Source organism: Roseovarius roseus (assembly GCF_043355935.2).
GTDB classification, from domain to species: domain Bacteria; phylum Pseudomonadota; class Alphaproteobacteria; order Rhodobacterales; family Rhodobacteraceae; genus Roseovarius; species Roseovarius roseus.
This window is the reverse complement of the sequence record NZ_JBHFPE020000001.1, coordinates 200,431-219,699: the sequence shown is the minus strand read 5'-3', so window position 1 is coordinate 219,699 and position 19,269 is coordinate 200,431. Positions and strand designations below refer to the sequence as shown.

The window sequence follows — 19,269 nt, the reverse complement described above, 5'->3', positions numbered from 1 at the left end:
GGTCGGGTCAGCCCTAGCGTCGCGCGCGACGCGCTGCAACAGCCGCGCTACGGCAAGAGGCCCAGCCAAACCCAGGTCGACAGGATCGACAGCCCCGTGCCGATCAGCACGGCCGAGGCCGCGACACGCCGCGCGACGCCATATCTGTTGGCGAAGATATAGGCGTTGATACCCGGTGCCATCGCACCTGTCACCACCGCGCTGCGGATTGCGTTCTCGGGCAGGCTGAACGCCGTGCCAAGCGCGAAGGTGATCGCCGGATGCACGCAAAGCGCAATAAGACAGACCATGGCGATGGTGCGCAGATCGCCCTCGGGCTTGTATTGCACGAGCACGCCGCCAAGGCCGAATAGCGCCGCCGGCAGAGCCGCCCGCGCGATCAGATCCAGCCCGCTTTGCAGCGGCGCCGGCACCGTGACGCCGCTGAGGTTGACGATCACGCCCAAGCTGATGCCAAGGATCAGCGCGTTCGAAAACATCGCCTTGAGCACCTTGCGCACAACCGCCAGACCGGCATCCCCGCGCGCGCGGGTGATCTCCATCGCCGTGATACCCACGGCGTAGCAGAAGGGTGAATGCAGCGCGATGATGGCGAAATTCGCCTCGAGCGAATTCGCGCCATAGGCCCGCTCGGTGATAGGCAGGCCCAAAAGGACGGAGTTCGAGAAGAGACAGCAAAAGCCGATGGCGATCGCCTCTTCCCAGCTGCGCTTGAAAATCATCAGCGCCCCCGCCGTGCCAAGGGCAAAGCCCGCCAGCGCGCCCGAATAGAAGCTGAACAGAAGCGGGAAGTTGAAATTGTCGCCCAGATCCAGTTGCGAAATGGCCGTGAAAAGCAGGCAGGGAATGGCGAAGGTCTGGGTGAAGTGGATCAGCCCGTCGACGCCCGATTGCGTGAACCATCCCAGCCAGACCACGAGGTATCCGGCCCCAATCACCACGAAGACGGGCAAAACAACATCCAGAAGGGCGCTCAAGGCGTTATCCTTCGCTCTTGATGTCGAAACTGAGCGTCATGCCATCATAGGCCGGGGTGATCCCCTCGGGCAATTCAGTCAGTAGCGTGGGGTAATCCAGATCGTTGTGCATGTTGGTAATGACACCGTGCCGAGGTGCGGCGCGGGCCAGCCACTCCAGCGTGCGCTCCAGATGCAGATGGGTCGGATGCGGCTTGCGGCGCAGCGCGTCGAGGATCCAGGTATCGAGGCCTTGCACCTTGTCCCAGCTCTCGGGGCCCATATCGGCCACGTCGGGCAGGTAGGCCACATCCCCGACGCGAAAGCCCAAGGCGGCCATGGCCCCGTGCTCGACCGCGAAAGGCGCCAGGGTCACATCGCCGCCCGCCCCACTGATGGTCACATCGCCATCGATGGTGTTCATGTCCAGAATTGGGGGGTAGCTGGAGCCGGGCGGCGTCTGGAAGGCATAGCCGAACCGCTCCATCAGCGCGGCCTGCGTCGGCAGATCCGCCCAGACCGGCAGGCGGCCCGGCATGTTGAAGACGACGATGCGCAGATCATCCAGACCGTGGCAGTGATCGGCATGGCTATGGGTAAAGACCACCGCGTCCAGCGTGCCGATCCCGTGGCGCAGCAGCTGCTGACGCAGGTCCGGCGACGCGTCGATAAGAACGCGGGTCAGCCCGCCATCGGCGCTCTCCTGTTCAATCAGGACCGAACAGCGCGTCCGCCGGTTGCGCGGCTCTTCCGGGTCGCACGCGCCCCAATCCCCGCCGGGCCGGTCGGCAAGGCGCGGCACACCTCCGGACGAGCCACAGCCAAGGATGATGAACCGGCGCTTTGCCATCAGGAGCTTGCCTCATAGGCCGCGACCTTGGTAAAAAGGCGGTCGAAATTGGCCTGCGTCTGCGCCGCGAATTCGGGCCAGTCCATGCCAAAGGTCTCGGCCCCCTTGCGGGCGGTATGCGCGGTATAGGCAGGCTCGTTCCGCTTGCCGCGATGGGGCGGCGGGGCGAGGTATGGCGCGTCGGTCTCGACCAGGATGCGCTCGCGCGGGGCGGCGGCAAAGATGTCGCGCAGATCGCCGGACTTGGGAAAGGCGGTGATGCCCGACATGCTGAGATAGAATCCGAGATCCAACGCCTTTTCAGCCAGTTCCGCGCCGGAGCTAAAGCAATGCATGACGCAGCTATAGGCGCCCTTGGCGTTTTCCTCGGACAGAATGCGCGCCATGTCGTCATCAGCGTCGCGCGCATGGATGATCAGGGGCAATCCGGTCTGCCGTGCCGCCGCGATATGAATACGCAAGCTGGCCTGCTGCACCTCGGCGCTCTCGGCGGTGTAGTGATAGTCCAGCCCCGTCTCACCGATCCCGACGAATTTCGGGTGCTGCGCCAGCGCGACCAGTTCGTCGACCGTGGCCAAAGGCTCTTCCGCCGCGCTCATCGGATGGGTGCCCGCCGCGTAGAACACGGGCGCGTGCGCTTCGGCGATGGCGCGTACTTGCGGCTCGTTGCGCAGGCGGGTGCAGATGGTGACCATGCGCGTGACGCCTGCCGCGACGGCGCGGTCGATCACAGCGGGCAATTCATCTGCGAAATCCGGGAAATCGAGGTGGCAATGGCTGTCGGTGATGGTGACGTCCGTGGGGATGGTCTGGGTCATGCGCGCCTCTCAGGCGGGCTGCCCCGCCGCCGTCTTTTGTATTCTGAACACGGTATCTAGGACGAGCGCGGCAGGGTCAAGGTTGACCGCCCGCCCCTGTCGCATCCGCGCGCCGACATCCTGCGCGCAATCGGCCCAGGCCCGCGCGGCCGCCAGATCGGGCGCGGCGCGCATCAGCATCGCGCCCTCTTCCGGTGCGCCCTCGGGCTGGGGGGCGGCGCCGGTCGCGCCGGTCTGGGCCATGCGCCCAAGCATCAGCTCGATCAGCCAGATCAGCAGGATCAGCCGCTCTTCCGCGCCGCGCTGTGCGGCGGCATTGGCCAGTGCCAGCGCGCTGGAGCGGTCGACATTGGGCAGGTCCGAGAACAGCTTCACCAGCTGCGCGTAAAGGCCCAGCCCATCCAGATTTATCAGCCGCACAGCCTCGCCCACCGAGCCGCCGGACAGCGCGGCCAGCGCGCCGGTATCGCTGCCTTGGGCGATGCCGGCCTGCAGCAGGGCTGCCTCCATATCGGGCGCGCTGAGCGGCGGCAGCCGCAACTCGCGGCAGCGCGAGCGGATGGTCGGCAACAGCGCCGAGGGCTGGTGGCTGATCAGGAAGAAGGTGGTTCGCGCCGGCGGCTCCTCAAGCATCTTGAGCAGGGAATTTGCGGCGGTCACGTTCATGTCGTCGGCGGCGTCGATGATGACGGCGCGCCGCCCGCCATCGGCGCTAGAGAGCATCAGGAAGTTGTGCAAGCTGCGCACGTCCTCGGCCCGGATCACGTCGCGCAGGCGCTTGGTATCCTCGTTGATCTGGCGCGTGATGTGGAAAAGCTGCGGCTCGGACCGGGCGAGGATCCGGCGCGCGACCGGGTGCTGCGGGTCGATATCGAGGCTGCCCGGCGCCTCGGGTGCAAACATGCCGCCTCCGTCATCCTGCGCCAGAAGAAACCGCGCCGCGCGCCAGGCGAAGGTCGCCTTGCCGACGCCCTGCGCGCCCGTGATGAGCCACGCGTGATGCAGACGATCATCGTTGTAGGCGGTTAGAAAGGCGGCCTCGGCAGCACCCTGCCCGATCAGCCGCGGCGTCTCGCGCGGGTGCGGCGCGCCCTCAATCCGGTCAGGCTGCGGGCCGTCCTCGCTCATTGCGTGCGCCCCGTCAGCTTTGCCGCAACGGCGGCGCGCACATCCGCGGCTACTGCATCCGCATCCCGCGCGCCGTCTATCACGACAAAGCGTGCGCTGAACTCCTGAGCCAGCGCAAGAAACCCTTTTCGCATCCGCGCCTGCATCTCGCCGCCGAACGCTTCGAAACGGCCCTCGCCGCCGCGCTCGATGGCGCGGGCCAGCCCCGTTTTCGCGTCGATGTCGATCAGGATCGTCATGTCAGGCTCCTGAGCGATCATCAGATCGTGCAGCGCGTCGACCTGCGCGCGCAGGCCGGGGCCGCGCAGCCCCTGATACATGCGCGTCGAGTCGGCAAAGCGGTCACAGATCACGATGCGCTCGGCCTTCAGTGCCGGCCACACCGTACGCTCCATGTGATCGCGCCGCGCGGCGGTAAAGAGAAGCAATTCGGTTTCGGGGGACCACCGGTCCACTGCGCCGTTCAGCACCAGTGCGCGGATCTCCTCGGCGCCGGGGCTGCCGCCCGGCTCGCGCGTGAGCACGCAGTCTCGGCCTTCGGCGCTCAGTGCTTCGTGCAGCATCCGTGCCTGTGTGGATTTGCCCGACCCGTCGATGCCCTCGAAGCTGACGAAGAGGCCATCGCTCACAGCGCGCCCTCGGGCCCCTGCTGCAGCCGCTTGATCAGGATGCCCGACACCGTCTTCATCCGAGTTGCGAACCCGCCTCGCGCCACATCGGTCGCCGCCAGAAGGGGCACGCGCGTCTCGGGCATCCCCTCCGGGGTGACGACCAGTTCGGCCACGCGGGTACCCGCGGTGATGGGAGCCTGCAGAGGCCCGTCATAGATGACCTGAGCCTTGATCTGATCATCGCCCAGCACGGGCAGGAGCATTGTCAGATCGGCGTCGGTCACAAGGCCCACCTGCGGCACCTCACCCATCCACACATCTGCCTTCGCCACATCGGCACCTGCAGTGATCAGCGTGTTCTCGGCAAATTGGCGAAAGGCCCAATTGACAATCGCCTCAGCCTCTTCGGCGCGGCCCTGGGCGGTTTCCAGACCCGAGATCACGAAGATGACGCGCCGGTCGCCCTGCTTGGCCGACCCGACAAGGCCATAGCCCGCCGCCTGCGTATGGCCGGTCTTGAGCCCGTCCGCACCGATCCCGAGATTCAGCAGCGGATTGCGGTTCTGCGTATTCTGCGGCGCGCGTCCGTCAAACGCGAATTCCGTCTCAGCGAACATCGGATAGAATTCCGGGAAATCGGTGATGATATGCCGCGCCAGCAAGGCAAGGTCACGCATGCTCATCTTGTGGTTCGGGGCGGGCCAGCCATTGGAATTGGCGAAGGTCGAATTGGTCATGCCCATCTGCTGCGCGCGCTGCGTCATGAAACGGGCAAAGCCTGCCTCTGTGCCATCGGGGCTGAGCGCCTCGGCGATGACAGCGCAGGCGTCATTGCCCGACAGCACAACGATCCCGCGCAGAAGGTCCTCGACCGAGACCCGGTCGGTCGTGTCGAGGAACATGGTCGAGCCGCCATAGCTCATCGCGTGCTGTGAGACGGGCAGCTTTTCGTCCAGAGACAGGCGGCCATCCCGGATCGCCTCGAACGCAACGTAAAGTGTCATCAACTTGGACATCGATGCCGGCGGCAGCGGCTGATCGGCGTTTTTGTTCAGCAGCACCGTGCCGGTGCCCACATCGACCACATAGGCCGCCTTGGCAGCGGTGTCGAAGGCCGCGGCGGGCAGCGCGAGGCAGGCCATCACCAGGGCGGTGGCGGCAGATTTCAGCGGGGATAGGATCCGGGCGTATTGCATGGTGGGTGCGTCTTGCTCCGTTCTGTCATGTCAACTCGCGGCGGCAGGCATCCCCCGCCGCGATATCCTTGGGTCGCGTCAATTGGCGACGGCATAGGCATCGTCAAATCCGACGCCCTTGATCTTGGTCAGCAGCGCGGCGCGCTCGGCCTCGGTCTGGGCCGGGCCGACGATGACGCGCCAGAAAGTTTTGCCCTGGCTTCCTTCCTTGCGCACGGTCGGCACCATGCCCGCCTGGCGCATCGCCGTGGCGGTGTTCTCGGCGTTCTCCTCAACCGAGAATATCCCGATCTGGATATAGGGCCGGCCAAGCGTGGAGGCGGTCGGCGCAGCCACACGCTCGGGCTGCGGCGCTGGCGTCGCAACAGGGGCGGCAACATCATCGGCAGCCTCGATAGCCGCGGCAGCGCCGGCAACCGGATCCAGAGAGCTGGTCTCGACAGTGCCGGGCGTCAGGCTATCGGGGGCTGCGGCGGGCGCCTCGCCCTCCTCTGCGCCAGGCGCAGCAGGCGCCTCTTCGCGGCGCAGGGCCGTGACGTTCAGCTGCGCAGGCGCACCGGCCAGCATCCCCAGCGCAGCCGCCGCATCCGAGGAGACCTGGAATGCCGGGCCGGGATTGGCCCGCTCGCGCCTGAAAAGCGCACCGATGACGAATTTCGAGTTGGCCGTGTTGCGGATGATGACGCGCTCGGGCTCTTTCACGTCCGGATGCGCGACCCAGACACCGCCCAGCGATGGGCGGCCATCCCAAAGGCCCTTGTCGGTGACCTGAAAGACGCTGGGCGCCTCGACATCCCGCTCGACCATGCGAACCGAGGATGCATCGCCCGAAACCGACGCCGCCTCGTCATCCGATTTCGCCCCGAATATCCCGCCTGTGCCTTCGCAACCTGCCAACGTAATCAACGCAACACCGCTCAGCGCCGCTGCCCGCCATTTTGGCGCATTGCCTGCCAGAAGAAACCCCATGCCTTGCCCCTTGCCTGTCACACCCACCTGCCCCCAGGCGCGATTGCGCACCGCAGAGGCATCGGCGGGCCAAAATACCTGCCACCGCAGTCTTCGCCGCGTGCGCGCACTCTATCCACTCGCACCCGCCAAGAAAAGCAAACTGTGCGCATTCGGCGGATTTCCCCAAGACACCAACCCGAGTCCCCGCACGCGACGCGTCGGCGACAGGATAAAAAGAGACACTTTCAGAATCGCCGCGACCATCCTAAACCGGTCCTCGTCGGAGGAGTGGCAGAGTGGTCGAATGCACCGGTCTTGAAAACCGACGAGGGTGTAAGTCCTCCGTGGGTTCGAATCCCACCTCCTCCGCCATATGATCCATCTACGTTTTTTTGCCTAGGGATTAGTGCGGTCTTCGGGGCAAGCTGCGACTATCTGCCCGACGGGGGAGTAAACAGCGTTCTTCCGAAAGAAATACGTGATTGGTCAAGACACAGGCCAACTCACACCTCTATCGTCACCCGGCAATTTTGGTGATCAATGTGCGGTCCCCCGGGTCAACCGGAGGACCCCCCTTCAAAATTTCAAACCGACTGCATAAGCAGTGCTTTGCCCGTCCACTCGGGATCATCCACGGCGTTGGCTAGCACATGGGCCACGTCGCCCCGCGCCGCTTCGCCCTTTACGTCCACTGCATCACCGAAGGCCATGTCGCGGGTGCCGTCTTCATCGGTCAAGCTGACAGGCCGAACGATTGCATAACTGAGGCCGGAGGCCATCAGGTGCTCGTCTGCCTCGTGTTTGGCCGTCAGGTAATGGCCAAGCTCGCTGTCGGGATCCGGATCGTCGGCACCGACCGAGCTGAGCATCACGAAGCGTGACACGCCGGCCCTGGCAGCCAGGTCGATCAGTTTTTTCGCGCCGTCGCGGTCGACCTTGTTGGTCATCTCGGCGCTGGTATCGCCGCCCGATCCTGCAGCGAATACAACCGCGTCGCAGCCGGAGCAGATGCCGTCCTGCAGTTCTGTCAGATCGCCTTTTCGCAGCTCGATATCGGCTGGCAAGCTTGAGGTATCGGACGACTCTCGTACCAAGGCGATGGGCGAATGGCCCTTGTGTTTCAATTCATCGACCACTCTCAGGCCAGTTTTGCCGGTGGCTCCGGCGACGAGGATTTTCATGGTGAATCTCCTTTCTCAAAAGTGACAGGGTGGCGTAGGGACCGCGTAGCAGCCCCTCCGCCAACCTCTTTTACAGCAGGGTCAGCAGCTTCTTTGCCGCCTCTTCGGACGAGGCCGGGTTCTGACCTGTCACCAGCTTGCCATCGACGACCACGAAGGAGGCCCAATCGTCGCCCTTCTGATAGTTGCCGCCATTGGCCTTAAGCATGTCTTCAACGAGGAACGGGACTACATCCGTCAAGCCAACGCCCTCTTCCTCGGTATTGGTGAAGCCGGTGACGGTCCGGCCCGACACCAGTGGTTTACCCTCCGTGCCCTTGGTATGCTTGAAAACGGCGGGCGCGTGGCAGACGGCGCCGATAGGACGGTCGCTGGCGGCGAAAGCCTCGATCAGCTTGGCGCTGTCCGCGCTTTCTGCCAGGTCCCAGAGGGGCCCGTGTCCGCCGGGATAGAAAATGGCATCGAACCCGTCTGCCGACACATCGGCCAGCACCTCGGTATTGGCCAGATCCTTTTGCGCCGCGTCATCCCCCTTGAACCGTTTGGTTGCCGCGGTCTGGGCGTCTTCGCTGTCGCTTGTCGGGTCCACTGGCGGCTGGCCGCCCTTGGGCGAGGCCAGCGTGACATCGGCGCCTGCATCCTTGAAGACGTAATAGGGCGCTGCGAACTCCTCAAGCCAGAAGCCCGTCTTATTGCCTGTGTCGCCGAGCTTGTCGTGCGACGTGAGAACCATGAGAATTTTCATTGAAACTACCTTTTGATATTGCGTTCAGTCGCTCAGCTTGACGACGCGTTTGCCGAACGCCTCGCCGTTCAGCAGGCCAACAAATGCCTTCGGCGCTTGTTCCAGCCCGTCGATCACCTCTTCGCGATACTGGATCTTGCCCTGGCTGACCCATTCGCCCATCTGGTCGGCGAATTCGGGATAGAGATGGCCGAAATCATTGAAGACGATGAAGCCGCGCAAGGTCATCCGCTTCCGCAGGATGGTCCCCATCAAGAGGCTCAGGCGGTCCGGCCCCTCGGGCAGCGAGGTGGCGTTGTATTGCGAGATGAGGCCGCAAACCGGGATGCGCGCCGAGGTATTCAGCAGCGGCAAGACGGCATCGAAAACCGCGCCGCCCACATTTTCGTAGTAAATGTCGATGCCATCCGGCACCGCGTCCTTCAGAGCGTCCGGAAAGCCATCTGCCTTGTAGTCGATGCAGGCGTCAAAGCCCAGATTATCGACGACATGAGCGCATTTCTCGGGCCCGCCCGCGATGCCGACAACGTGGCAGCCCAGGATCTTGCCAATCTGGCCGACCGTGGCGCCCACCGGGCCGCTGGCACCGGCCACCACGAGGGTCTCGCCCTCCTTCGGCTGGCCGATCTGGGTCAGCCCCGCCCAGGCGGTCAGCCCCGGCATCCCGAGGACGCCCAGCGCCCAGGACGGATTGTCGGGGTTCTTGCCCATGTTGATCACGCCGCTGCCATCCGACAGCGCGTAATCCTGCCAGCCGCCAAAAGCGGACACCCAGTCGCCGGCCTCGAACCCCTCGACATCCGAGCTGATGACCTCCGCGACAGTGCCGCCAACCATGACCTCGCCTATCTCGACCGGGTCAGCATAAGAGGGCGCGTCGCTCATCCGCCCGCGCATATAGGGGTCAAGCGACAGATACACGTTGCGCAGCAGCATCTGGCCCTTGCCCGGCTCGGGGCGCGGCTCGGTTTCAAGGCGCAGGGTGTCGTCGTCCGGCTCGCCCTTGGGGCGCTTGGCCAGGACGAATTTGCGGTTCTCGGTGTCGGATTGGGTCATGACATGTCTCCTTTTGCCGCCATCAGTGGCTTGGCGGGTCTCGGGTCAACGCGGCGGCGGCCATTTGGCTCCATGGCCGCCGCGACGTCAGTCGCGCGCAGGATCAGGCGGAAGTGCCCGCAGAAAAGGTCAGATCCCAACCTTGGGGAGTGACCGTCGCCAATTCGGACAGATTTGCGGGTGCTGCTCTCTGCGCAGCACTTTGGAGTTATGCAAGCCACCGGGGCCGACGCTGGCAAGCGCTCTGGCCATCGTGACGCATCAGCCCGCGCGTTCCTGGTGGAAGGTTCGCTGCCTGTCAGCGCATCCCCGCAGTAGCCTTCTGCATCGCGGTGATCAAAGCATCTCGCCGCGCCGATAGCTCGGCAGGGCTCTGACCGCGCGCCTCCTCCGTCACGCCCTCGATCAGCAGCCGCGTGGTCTCGTCATCCAGGTAGACTTCGCCCATATCACGCCACCAGCCATTGAACGTGTCGCTGAAATGGTCACAAAAGGCCTGCAAGCCGCCCTCGCCCGCCCCGAGGTTGAACAGCATGGTCGGCCCCATCGCCGCCCAGCGCAGACCCGGCCCGGCCCAGACGGCCTTGTCCACATCCTCGACGCTGGCGACGCCCTCCACCACAAGCGAGATCGCCTCGCGCCAGATTGCGGCCTGCAGGCGATTGGCCACATGGCCGTCCTTTTCCTTCTTCACCCGGATCGTGACCTTGCCGATGGATGTATAGAAGCGCTCTGCTGCGTCCACCGCCGCAGGGTCGGTCCGGTCATTGCCCAGGATTTCAACCAACGGGATCAGGTGCGGCGGGTTGAACGGGTGGCCCAGAACAAAGCGCGCCGGATCGCTCCACCCGTCCTGCATCAGCGACAGCGTCAGGCCCGAGGCCGAGCTGGCGACAACCGCGCCCGGCTTCAACGCGGGTTCGATCTCGGCAAAGGTCGCGTGCTTGATCGCCAGCCGTTCAGGCACGTTTTCCTGCACGAAATCCGCGCCGTCGACCGCCTCTGCCGCGCTGGAACAGAACCGGATCGCATCGGGGTCGCCCTGGTTTGTCAGGCCCAACTCCGTCATCGTGGGCCAAGCCCTCTCGATATAGGCGCGGACCTCTTCTTCCACGCCAGGCGCCGGATCGAACATCCTGACCGCGCGGCCCGACGCCAGAAAGAGGGCCGCCCAACTGGCGCCGATCACACCACCGCCAAGGCAGGCTGTTGTCGCAAATTCCATCAGAACAATCCCGGATTGAGAGGCGATGCTGCGGTCATTCCGCCATCGACCGTGAAACAGGCGCCCGTAACATAGGCGGACTGATCAGAGGCAAGCCAGGCCACCATGTTGGCAATATCCGCCGGCTGCCCGAAACGCCCCACCGGATGGCGGGCCAGCGCATCGGCCCTCGCCTTGTCCGGCGCGCGCGCCAGCGCAAAGGCATCCTCGGCCATCTCGGTCATGATCCATCCCGGCCGGATCGCGTTGCAGCGCACCTTGGGGCCGTGATCGACGGCGATCGAGCGGGTCAGCCCATGCACGAAGGCCTTGGACGCGTTGTAAAGCGCCATCGACGGATCGGCGACCTCGCCCGAGATCGAGCCGATATTGATGATGTTGCCGCCATGCCGGTCCATATCCACCAGCGCCGCCCGGCACATGTTGAAGACGCCCTTGCAGTTGACGTTCATCACCAGGTCCCAATCGCCGTCGTCGCTGTCGGCCACGGTCTTTTCCACCTGCACGCCGGCGTTGTTGACCAACAGCGACACGCGCCCGAACCGCTCGTTCGCCGCGCTGATCAGCATGGCCGCATCGCCGGTTCGTGCCACGTCCGCGGGCACCCAGTGCACCGGCTCCGGCAGATCCTCGGGCCGCGCGCCGCGCCCGCAGGTGACGACATTGAAACCCTCGGGCAAAAGCCGCTCGACGATGGCGCGACCTATGCCCCGGCTGCCGCCTGTCACGATGGCGCATTCACCCATGGGGCAACCCTCCCGTTGCGGACGCCGCTGACCGGCGCGGCAGGCCCGTCATCCCCGTCACAGCCTCATCTGCTGGACCTGCGCAGACAGCCCGCCATCCAGCACCCAGAGCTGACCCGAAGCGTAGCGCGCCTCGTCCGAGGCCAGCCAATTCACCAGGTTCGCGATGTCCTCGGGCGTGCCATAGCTGCGCATCGGGTGCACGTCCCTCACCGCCTGTTGCAGCTGGTCGATCCTCTTGCCACCCCCGCCCGAGCCTTCGCCGGCAAAGAAGCTCTGGAGCATCGGCGTGTCGATATAACCCGGGCAGACCGCATTGACGCGGATGCCCTCGGGGCCATGATCGCAGGCCATGGCGCGGGTCAGGGCGTGCACCGCTCCCTTGGTGGCGCAATAGGCGGCAAGGCCCGGATCGGCTATGAAGCCATCATAGCTGCCGAAATTGATCACGCTGGCGGAGGTCCCGCCCCTCGCCGCCGCCCGCATCAGCGGCAAGGCATGTTTCGAGGTCAGGAACGTGCCGGTGACATTGACCGCGAAACTACGGTTCCATTCCTCCAGCGTCGTCTCTTCGATGGTCTTCTCGATCTCGATCCCGGCGGCATTCACGAGGATATCGAGCTTGCCAAAATCGTCCTGCACCCGCACCATCGCCGTCTTGACGGCGTCCTCATCGGCGACGTCCATACCGAGAAATCGGCTGCCACCCTCGTCATGCTCCGCCAGCGATCCCCGCGGGGTCAGATCGGCAGCATAGACCGCCGCGCCCTCGCGCAAGAACCGCGCGACAATGGCCCGGCCAATCCCCCCGCGCCCGCCGGTGACCAGCGCGATCTTGCCTTTGAGCGTCATGTCATCCTAGTCCCGCGGCAGGCCGAATGGAGCTCGGCTGCGCCCCGAGTCCGCCCTCCGGCGGGCCGGCCACCCCGGTATGTACCGCGCAGACTCATCCAGCGGCGCGCCGATAGGCGTCCAGCACGAGGCCGTGGAAATGGTGAACTGCGTGCTCGGACTTGCCCGAGCCATCCGGATCATTGACGATCCGCCCCTGCGAAAAGGCAGGCGTGCTCATCCCGCGCTGCACGCTCTCGACGAGGTTGATATCCTCGACCTGCAGCACCTCGTCCAGATAGCGGATGGTCTCAATCTCGGCCTCGTTCGGGGCCTTGTCCTCGAGATAGAAATCATAGGTTTCCAGTGTCCGGTCCGGCCCCGCGGGAATGATGTTGAGGATGATCATCGAGGACCGGCCGGGATAGCGCATGATGCACGTGCTGGGCCACAGCCACCAGACGGCATGGGTCCGCACCGTCGCGTTGGAGACATCATAGGCGCTGTTCTGGCTGTTGCCCGCATCTGCCATGTGGCTGGAATAGATGCCATGCGTGGTCACCTTGTAGGTGTCCATATCGACCAGCTCGCAGAAATCCTTGTGCGCGGTCGGGCAGTGATAGCATTCCAGAAAATTGTCGACGACGTTCTTCCAGTTGGTCTTGATGTCATAGCTGAGGCGATGGGCAAAGGTCAGATCCTCAATGTCCGGCGCCCAATGCTTGATCTCGGTTTCCAGATCGCCGGTCAGCTGGGACAGCGGCGCCGTCTCCGGGTCAAGATTGACATAGACGAAGCCGCAGAACTCCTCGACCTGCACTTCGTCCAGGCAGATCTGGCCCATATCGAACCCCTCCAGATTATCCGTATGAGGCGCGCGGACAAGCTGACCGTCAAGCTTGTAGACCCATGCATGATAGGGGCACATGATGCGCGAGGTTTCGCCCTCGCCCGACAGCAATTCATGGGCGCGATGCTTGCAGACATTGTAGAAGGCCCGCAGCATGCCATCGAGGCATCGGACCACGGCAATCGGCTGACCCGCGATCTGGACGGTGACATAGCTGCCCGGCTGGCGCAGCTTCTCTACATGGCACACCCATTGCCAGGTCTTGGCGAGGATCTGCTGCACATCCACCGCATGCCAGGCCGGGTCGGTATACGCCTCGGCGCGAAGCGACAGGGAGCGCGAGGGGTTCTCATCATACCCGCGCGAGATTTTGGCGAACTCTTCGGCCGTCGGTTGGTCAGTCATGGCAAGCCCCCTTTCCGATGCGTGGATGGCCTGCGACTCGGCCTGCCGTCGAAAATGCGTGTGGACGTTGCGGATACTATGGCAGATGGCTGCTTTTTTACAATTCCGCCCAGCGCAGCGCTCTTTTTCTCATAACGCGCCGCAGTCCCGGATCAAGGGCACCTGCCCGATCACTCCATTTCGCGCAGCCCCTCGCTGCCATGCTCCGACAGGCATTCGCCGCGATCGCGCAGAACTTCGAGCACGCGGCAATCGGCCACCACCCCGCCCGAGCATTCGGCGATCATGCGTTTCAGCTCGGCGCGCAGGGCATTGAGGCGCAGGATGCGCGCCTCGACCGCCTTCAGTTGTTTCTTTGCGATGGCGTCGACATGGGCGCAGGCATGGTCAGGCGTGTCCGACAGGTCGATCAACTCGCGTATCGCGCCCAGAGAAAATCCCAGGTCGCGCGCATGGCGGATGAAAGACAGCCGGTCCAGCGCGGCGCCGTCATAGCGGCGCTGCCCCCCTGCGGTGCGCCCCGGTTCGGGCATCAGGCCGATCTGCTCGTAATAGCGGATCGTCTGTACCTTGCTCCCGGTCCGCTTTGCCATTGTTCCAATCGTCATCATAACCCCTCCAGACTCTATATTAACTATAGGTTTTCGGCGTGATTTCGGCAATGGCACGCGGCCATCTCTCGCGGGGACAAAGAATTTGCAAACCCCCTTGAACCTAAAGCGGCTGTAGCTCTTACATTACGTGTCATGGCACAGACAAGGCGTGGAATGACGACATGAGCACCCTCTCCCCAGATCCGATCGAATGGCATGTGACGGGCATGGATTGCGGTGCCTGTGCGGCCAAGGTGCGCGGCGCGGTCCAGCGTTTGCCAGGCGTGAGCGAGGTGGACGTCGCCCTCATGGCCGAGCGGCTGCGCCTGCGTCTGGATGCGGATCAGACATCGGCGGCGCAGGTCGAAAAGGCAGTGAGGGGCCTGGGGTTCGGCATCGCGCCCAAGGGCGCCGCGCCGGAAAAGCCAAAGGGTGGGTTCATCCTGCCCGATAGCGCCGAGGCAACGCCGCAGCCCGGCGCGCCCGAGGGGGACGCACCACGTGCGGCGGCATGGTATCACACCGCCAAAGGCCGAATGCTGATCGGCACCGGCGCCTTGCTGATGCTCGCCTGGAGTGTCGAGCTCATCATTGGCGGCCCGGCCGCGCATTGGGCTTTCGTGGTGGCGACGCTTCTGGGCGTTACGCCGATTGCCCGCAAAGCCGCCATGATGGCGCGCTCCGGCATGCCCTTCACCATCGAGATGCTGATGAGCATTGCGGCGCTCGGCGCGCTCTTGATCGGTGCGGCGGGCGAAGCGGCGCTGGTCGTCTTTCTCTTCGCCGTGGGCGAAATGCTGGAAGGGCTGGCCGCAGGCAAGGCCCGCGACGGCATCCGAGCCTTGGCCGATCTGGTGCCCAAGACGGCGCGCGTCGTCGTCGGCCCCCGTATCCGCGAGATCCCGGCCCAGCAGCTGGTCATCGGGCAGATCGTGCAGGTCCGGCCGGGCGACCGCGTGCCTGCGGATGGCACCGTGGCCACGGGCACCTCCGGCGTCGATGAAAGCCCCGTCACGGGCGAAAGCGTGCCGGTCCTGAAGGAACCGGGAGCCGAGGTCTTTGCTGGCTCGATCAACGCCGAGGCCGAGCTGCGCATCCGCGTCAGCCGTGCCGCCAAGGACAACACCATCGCGCGGATCGTCCGCCTCGTCGAAGAGGCCGAAAGCACGCGCGCGCCGACGGAACGCTTTATCGAGCGGTTCAGCCGCTGGTACATGCCCGCCATCGTCGGCGCCGCGGCGGTGGTGGCCGTGCTGCCCCCGCTGATCGCCGGGGGTCTGTGGGAGACGTGGATTTATCGCGGCCTCGCGCTCCTGCTGATCGGTTGCCCCTGCGCGTTGGTGATCTCGGTTCCGGCCTCGATTGCCTCTGCGCTGTCGACAGGTGCGCGGCACGGCTTGCTTTTGAAAGGCGGGGCGGTGATCGAAAGTGCGGCGCGCACCGATCTGGTGGCGTTCGACAAGACCGGCACGCTGACCGAGGGCCGCCCGCAAGTCACCGAGATCGTGGCGCTGTCGGGCAGCGAAAGAGACGTGCTGCGTATCGCCGCCGCCGTCGAGACAGGGGCCAGCCACCCGCTGGGCAAGGCCATCACTGACCGGGCCGAGGAGGACGGCATCGACTGGCCCGAGATCCGCGATGCCGGGGCCATCCCCGGCAAGGGGGCCTTCGCCGTGCTGGACGGCACGCGCTGGACGGTCGGCGCGCCGCGCCTTGCGGCGGAAGCAGGCGTCATGTCCGCGGACGGCAGCGCGCGCGCCGAGGCGCTCGAGGCCGAGGGCAAGACAGTGGTCGCGGTCTTCTCATCGGACCGGCTTCTGGGCCTTTTGGCACTGCGGGACGAGCCGCGCGGCGATGCAGCCGAGGCCGTGTCGGACCTCGCGCAGATGGGCGTGACCAGCGTCATGCTGACCGGCGACAATGCACGGACCGGAGCGGCCCTTGGCCAGCAGATCGGGCTGCAGCATCACGCCGGCCTTCTGCCGCAGGACAAGGTGGCCGCCCTCAAGGATCTGATCGCAGGCCACCATGTCATGATGGTGGGCGACGGGATCAACGACGCGCCCGCGCTGGCCACCGCGCATGTCGGCATCGCCATGGGCTCGGGCACGGATTTCGCGCTGGAGACGGCGGATGGCGCGCTCCTGCGCAACCGGGTGGGTGATGTCGCCGCCATGCTGCGCCTGTCGCGGGCAACGATGGCCAATATCCGCCAGAACGTGCTGATCGCGCTGGGACTGAAGGGGGTCTTTCTGGTCACTACTGTGCTGGGCATCACGGGGCTTTGGATCGCGATCCTCGCGGATACCGGGGCGACGGTGCTGGTGACGCTGAACGCGCTGCGCCTGCTCGGCTTCCATCCGGACCGGCGCAAGTCGCGCGGGGGCTGATCTGAAAGGTCAGTCGCAATATTGCGACTGCACATCATAGCCCTGCATCTCGCTATAGGGCGGCAGGTCTTCGGGGTAGCGCAGCTTCTCAAAGAAACCGAGTGGCCGACCGGTCACCCGTCTGCCATGCGCGCGGACATCCTCGGGCGGGTCCACCTCCCAGGCGCGCCCTAGCTCAAAACCATCGTAAATCGAGGTCGGAAAATCCAGCCGGACGGATTGGCAGATCAACTGATCCTTTACCTTGGCCTCAGCGATCTTGCCCGGCAGCACGCCCACCAGATCCACCAGATGACCGGCCTTGGTGTCATAGCCGCGCGTCTGGAACGTCAGCGGATCGGGCAATTCAAAGCGCCAGGTTTGTGCGCCCGGTCCAAACAGATCCTCCTCGCCCTGCCACTCATCGCCGGCGGCGAATGCCACCCTGAACGTGCCTGGCGGGACGAGAACCTTGAAAAAATCGCCCCCCTCGATAAATGCAGCGAGGGAGGGCGTGTCACCGCCGACATCGGTCAAGGTCAGGAAGTAATCCCGTCCCGGCGGCGTCTTGACCTGCAGGGGAAACACGGCCGGCAGGCCGGTTCTGTTCCACATCAACCCGGCGGGCTGCGCGGGGCCGGATTCCGCAGCAACCGCCGTGCGGGCCAGCGGCACAGCGAGGCACAGCGCGAGCATAAGCAGCGCGCCCGCGATAAGTCTGCTGCGGATCAAGACCACCACATCCCCTCATCAACATTCATCATTATGAATATCTAATCCTGAGAGCCGCGCGTTTAAAGGCGTGGCCGGTTTTCGCCGCATATGGCACAAAAATGGCGGGACCGGGTTAGATGCGCCTTGCCCATTTGCTAGGCTGACCCGAAACGGCCCGGCCCGCATCATGGGCTTGGCCCTGCCCGACTGCCGGAGATGCGCCATGTCCACCAAGACGACACCACGCCTGTATACGCCGTTATGTGACCTTCTGGGATGCGATCTTCCCATCCTTCTGGCAGGGATGGGCGGTGTCGCGCGGTGGGAGCTTGCGGCCTCGGTCGCCAATGCAGGCGGGTTCGCGGCGCTTGGCATGGTGCGCGAAAGCCCCGAGTTGATCGCCGCCGAGGTGACGGCACTTCAGGCCGCGACAGACCGCCGGTTTGCAGTAAACCTGATCCCTGCCGCCACAGACCCCGCGCTGCTGGACGCCCAGATCACTCAGTGCCTCAAGCTGGGGGTGACCGCCTTTTCATTCTTTTGGGACGTGCGCGCCGAGGTGATTGCAAGGGTCAAATCCGAGGGCGCGCTGGTGCTGCATCAGGTGGGCACCCTGCAGCAGGCACGTCTGGCCGAGCAGGCCGGCGCGGATGTCATCATCGCGCAGGGCATTGAGGCGGGCGGGCACGTGCATGGCCGCTGCGGATCTTTCGCACTGGTCGAGGCGATCCTGCAGGAAACGGCCCTGCCTGTGGTGGTGTCGGGCGGCATCTCAACCGGCAAGGGCCTTGCCTCGGCCCTCATGTTGGGGGCGCAGGGGGTACAATGCGGTACCGCCTTTCTGGCGACGGAGGAATCCTTTGCCCACAGCTATCACAAGCAGCGCGTCGTCGAGGCGGATGGCGAGGATACGGTCCTGACCGATGTCTTCGTCCTGAATTGGCCCAAGGGCGCGGCAGTGCGGGTGATCGGGAACACCATCACCGAGGCGCTGGATGGCCAGTTGATGGGCCATGATCCGGACACCCTGCCTCGCGATACCATCGCATGGGAGGATGGCCAGGAACGCTATCGCTACAGCACCGACTCGCCCTTGCGCACGACAACCGGCGATCTTGAGGCGATGCCGAACTACGCAGGCCAAGGCGCGGGTCTGATCCGGTCGATCCTGCCGGCCGGACAGCGGGTGGAGCAGATGGCGCAGGAGGCAGCGACCTGCTTTGAGGGTGCGACGCCCGCGCACCGGCGCCAGCCATGAGTAATGAAACCGGAAAAAAGGGGGGCGCTGGCAGCTATGCCTCCCCGCCATGTCTGGCGCATGAGATCGATCCGGCCTATTTTGATCCCATGGCAGTCGATCCTGAACAGGCACATGACGTGGCACGCTGGCGCAAGGCCAAGCGGCAGGAATTGCTTGCTGCCCGCAAGACGCGCAGCGTCGAGGAGCACGGCGCCGCCTCGCAGCGAATCGCGGATCGGGTGGCCGAGATCCTGCAACAGAGATTCAACGGCGCGAAGGGCCTTACCTTCTCGGCCTATTGGCCCATCAAGGGCGAGCCCAACCTGCGCCCGCTGATGGAGACGCTGCACCATGAGAGCGTCCGGATCGCACTGCCCGTGGTGGTCACCAAGGCCGCACCGCTTGAATTCAGGCTCTGGACGCCGGAGATGAAGATGGTGCGCGGTGATTGGAATATCCCCGTGCCGCCGGATGATGCGCCGGTGCTGCGCCCGCACATAGCTCTCGCGCCGCTCGTGGGCTGGGATCGCGGGCTGTATCGGCTGGGATATGGCGGTGGGTATTTTGACCGGACACTGGCCGCGCTCGATCCACCTCCGTTCAAGATCGGGGTCGGATATGCCTCGGCAGAGCTCGAAACGATCTTCCCGCAGCCGCATGATATCCCGATGGACATGATCGTGACGGAAGACGCAGCTTTCCCGGCGGGGCATTCCACCTAAGAAAGAAAAACTGCGCCGCCACCCAAGAATGGGCGGCGGCGCCATGAGCCTTTGCCAGACTGACTTGCTGCGTTCGGATCGG

19 protein-coding genes and 1 tRNA gene are annotated in these 19,269 nt (G+C 64.8%); 4 read left to right on the top strand and 16 right to left on the bottom strand.

What is annotated here, in order from left to right; all coding sequences use genetic code 11:
* Nucleotides 1-47 precede the first annotated feature (47 nt).
* From ACEWPL_RS01170 to ACEWPL_RS01140, 7 genes are all read right to left on the bottom strand, one after another.
* Nucleotides 48-977, bottom strand: a complete 930-nt coding sequence (locus ACEWPL_RS01170; protein WP_393935011.1) for an AEC family transporter — start codon at nucleotides 975-977, stop codon at nucleotides 48-50.
* Between the two features lie 4 nt (nucleotides 978-981).
* Nucleotides 982-1,806 carry an MBL fold metallo-hydrolase gene (locus ACEWPL_RS01165; RefSeq protein WP_393935012.1) on the bottom strand — a complete coding sequence of 275 codons (825 nt, stop codon included), beginning with the start codon at nucleotides 1,804-1,806 and terminating at the stop codon, nucleotides 982-984.
* Nucleotides 1,806-2,624 (bottom strand): TatD family hydrolase, encoded by an 819-nt coding sequence (locus ACEWPL_RS01160; protein ID WP_393935013.1) that lies wholly within the window; start codon nucleotides 2,622-2,624, stop codon nucleotides 1,806-1,808. Before ACEWPL_RS01160 ends, ACEWPL_RS01165 begins: the two co-directional genes overlap by 1 nt.
* A gap of 9 nt (nucleotides 2,625-2,633) precedes the next feature.
* Nucleotides 2,634-3,752, bottom strand: a complete 1,119-nt coding sequence (locus ACEWPL_RS01155) for a DNA polymerase III subunit delta' (RefSeq protein WP_393935014.1) — start codon at nucleotides 3,750-3,752, stop codon at nucleotides 2,634-2,636.
* Complete coding sequence (tmk, locus tag ACEWPL_RS01150) at nucleotides 3,749-4,381, bottom strand: dTMP kinase (protein WP_393935015.1); 633 nt, start codon at nucleotides 4,379-4,381, stop codon at nucleotides 3,749-3,751. The genes ACEWPL_RS01155 and tmk overlap by 4 nt, the downstream gene beginning before the upstream one ends.
* Nucleotides 4,378-5,559, bottom strand: a complete 1,182-nt coding sequence (locus ACEWPL_RS01145; RefSeq protein ID WP_393935016.1) for a D-alanyl-D-alanine carboxypeptidase family protein — start codon at nucleotides 5,557-5,559, stop codon at nucleotides 4,378-4,380. The genes tmk and ACEWPL_RS01145 overlap by 4 nt, the downstream gene beginning before the upstream one ends.
* 78 nt (nucleotides 5,560-5,637) lie before the next feature.
* Nucleotides 5,638-6,528: an SPOR domain-containing protein gene (locus ACEWPL_RS01140; protein WP_393935018.1), complete on the bottom strand. Its 891-nt coding sequence runs from the start codon at nucleotides 6,526-6,528 to the stop codon at nucleotides 5,638-5,640.
* 264 nt (nucleotides 6,529-6,792) lie between these two features.
* On the opposite strand from ACEWPL_RS01140, the gene ACEWPL_RS01135 reads away from it, so the two are divergent.
* Nucleotides 6,793-6,882: transfer RNA gene (locus tag ACEWPL_RS01135), tRNA-Ser, on the top strand.
* Between the two features lie 212 nt (nucleotides 6,883-7,094).
* Here the strand turns inward: ACEWPL_RS01135 and ACEWPL_RS01130 are convergent.
* The 8 genes from ACEWPL_RS01130 to ACEWPL_RS01095 form a co-directional block, all read right to left on the bottom strand.
* Complete coding sequence (locus ACEWPL_RS01130) at nucleotides 7,095-7,691, bottom strand: SDR family oxidoreductase (protein WP_393935020.1); 597 nt, start codon at nucleotides 7,689-7,691, stop codon at nucleotides 7,095-7,097.
* A gap of 70 nt (nucleotides 7,692-7,761) precedes the next feature.
* On the bottom strand, nucleotides 7,762-8,436 hold the full coding sequence (locus ACEWPL_RS01125) for a type 1 glutamine amidotransferase domain-containing protein (protein ID WP_393935021.1): 675 nt from the start codon (nucleotides 8,434-8,436) through the stop codon (nucleotides 7,762-7,764).
* A 24-nt stretch (nucleotides 8,437-8,460) separates the two neighbouring features.
* Nucleotides 8,461-9,492: an NADP-dependent oxidoreductase gene (locus ACEWPL_RS01120; protein WP_393935022.1), complete on the bottom strand. Its 1,032-nt coding sequence runs from the start codon at nucleotides 9,490-9,492 to the stop codon at nucleotides 8,461-8,463.
* A gap of 298 nt (nucleotides 9,493-9,790) precedes the next feature.
* Complete coding sequence (locus ACEWPL_RS01115; RefSeq protein ID WP_393935024.1) at nucleotides 9,791-10,717, bottom strand: 3-hydroxyacyl-CoA dehydrogenase NAD-binding domain-containing protein; 927 nt, start codon at nucleotides 10,715-10,717, stop codon at nucleotides 9,791-9,793.
* A complete protein-coding gene (locus ACEWPL_RS01110) occupies nucleotides 10,717-11,463 on the bottom strand; it encodes an SDR family NAD(P)-dependent oxidoreductase (RefSeq protein WP_393935025.1) in 747 nt (248 codons plus the stop codon). The genes ACEWPL_RS01115 and ACEWPL_RS01110 overlap by 1 nt, the downstream gene beginning before the upstream one ends.
* A gap of 57 nt (nucleotides 11,464-11,520) precedes the next feature.
* Complete coding sequence (locus ACEWPL_RS01105) at nucleotides 11,521-12,315, bottom strand: SDR family NAD(P)-dependent oxidoreductase (protein WP_393935027.1); 795 nt, start codon at nucleotides 12,313-12,315, stop codon at nucleotides 11,521-11,523.
* Nucleotides 12,316-12,409: 94 nt separating this feature from the next.
* Nucleotides 12,410-13,549, bottom strand: coding sequence for an aromatic ring-hydroxylating oxygenase subunit alpha (locus ACEWPL_RS01100; RefSeq protein WP_393935029.1), 1,140 nt, complete (start codon nucleotides 13,547-13,549; stop codon nucleotides 12,410-12,412).
* A 170-nt stretch (nucleotides 13,550-13,719) separates the two neighbouring features.
* On the bottom strand, nucleotides 13,720-14,160 hold the full coding sequence (locus ACEWPL_RS01095) for a MerR family transcriptional regulator (protein ID WP_393935030.1): 441 nt from the start codon (nucleotides 14,158-14,160) through the stop codon (nucleotides 13,720-13,722).
* Nucleotides 14,161-14,324: 164 nt separating this feature from the next.
* Here ACEWPL_RS01095 and ACEWPL_RS01090 point away from each other — a divergent pair, with 164 nt between their 5' ends.
* Nucleotides 14,325-16,532, top strand: coding sequence for a heavy metal translocating P-type ATPase (locus tag ACEWPL_RS01090; protein ID WP_393935031.1), 2,208 nt, complete (start codon nucleotides 14,325-14,327; stop codon nucleotides 16,530-16,532).
* 9 nt (nucleotides 16,533-16,541) lie between these two features.
* Here ACEWPL_RS01090 and ACEWPL_RS01085 read toward each other — a convergent pair whose 3' ends face one another.
* Nucleotides 16,542-17,249, bottom strand: a complete 708-nt coding sequence (locus tag ACEWPL_RS01085) for a hypothetical protein (protein WP_393935392.1) — start codon at nucleotides 17,247-17,249, stop codon at nucleotides 16,542-16,544.
* 199 nt (nucleotides 17,250-17,448) lie between these two features.
* On the opposite strand from ACEWPL_RS01085, the gene ACEWPL_RS01080 reads away from it, so the two are divergent.
* A complete protein-coding gene (locus ACEWPL_RS01080) occupies nucleotides 17,449-18,483 on the top strand; it encodes an NAD(P)H-dependent flavin oxidoreductase (RefSeq protein WP_393935032.1) in 1,035 nt (344 codons plus the stop codon).
* A complete protein-coding gene (locus ACEWPL_RS01075; RefSeq protein ID WP_393935033.1) occupies nucleotides 18,480-19,187 on the top strand; it encodes a 5-formyltetrahydrofolate cyclo-ligase in 708 nt (235 codons plus the stop codon). Before ACEWPL_RS01080 ends, ACEWPL_RS01075 begins: the two co-directional genes overlap by 4 nt.
* Nucleotides 19,188-19,269: the final 82 nt, after the last annotated feature.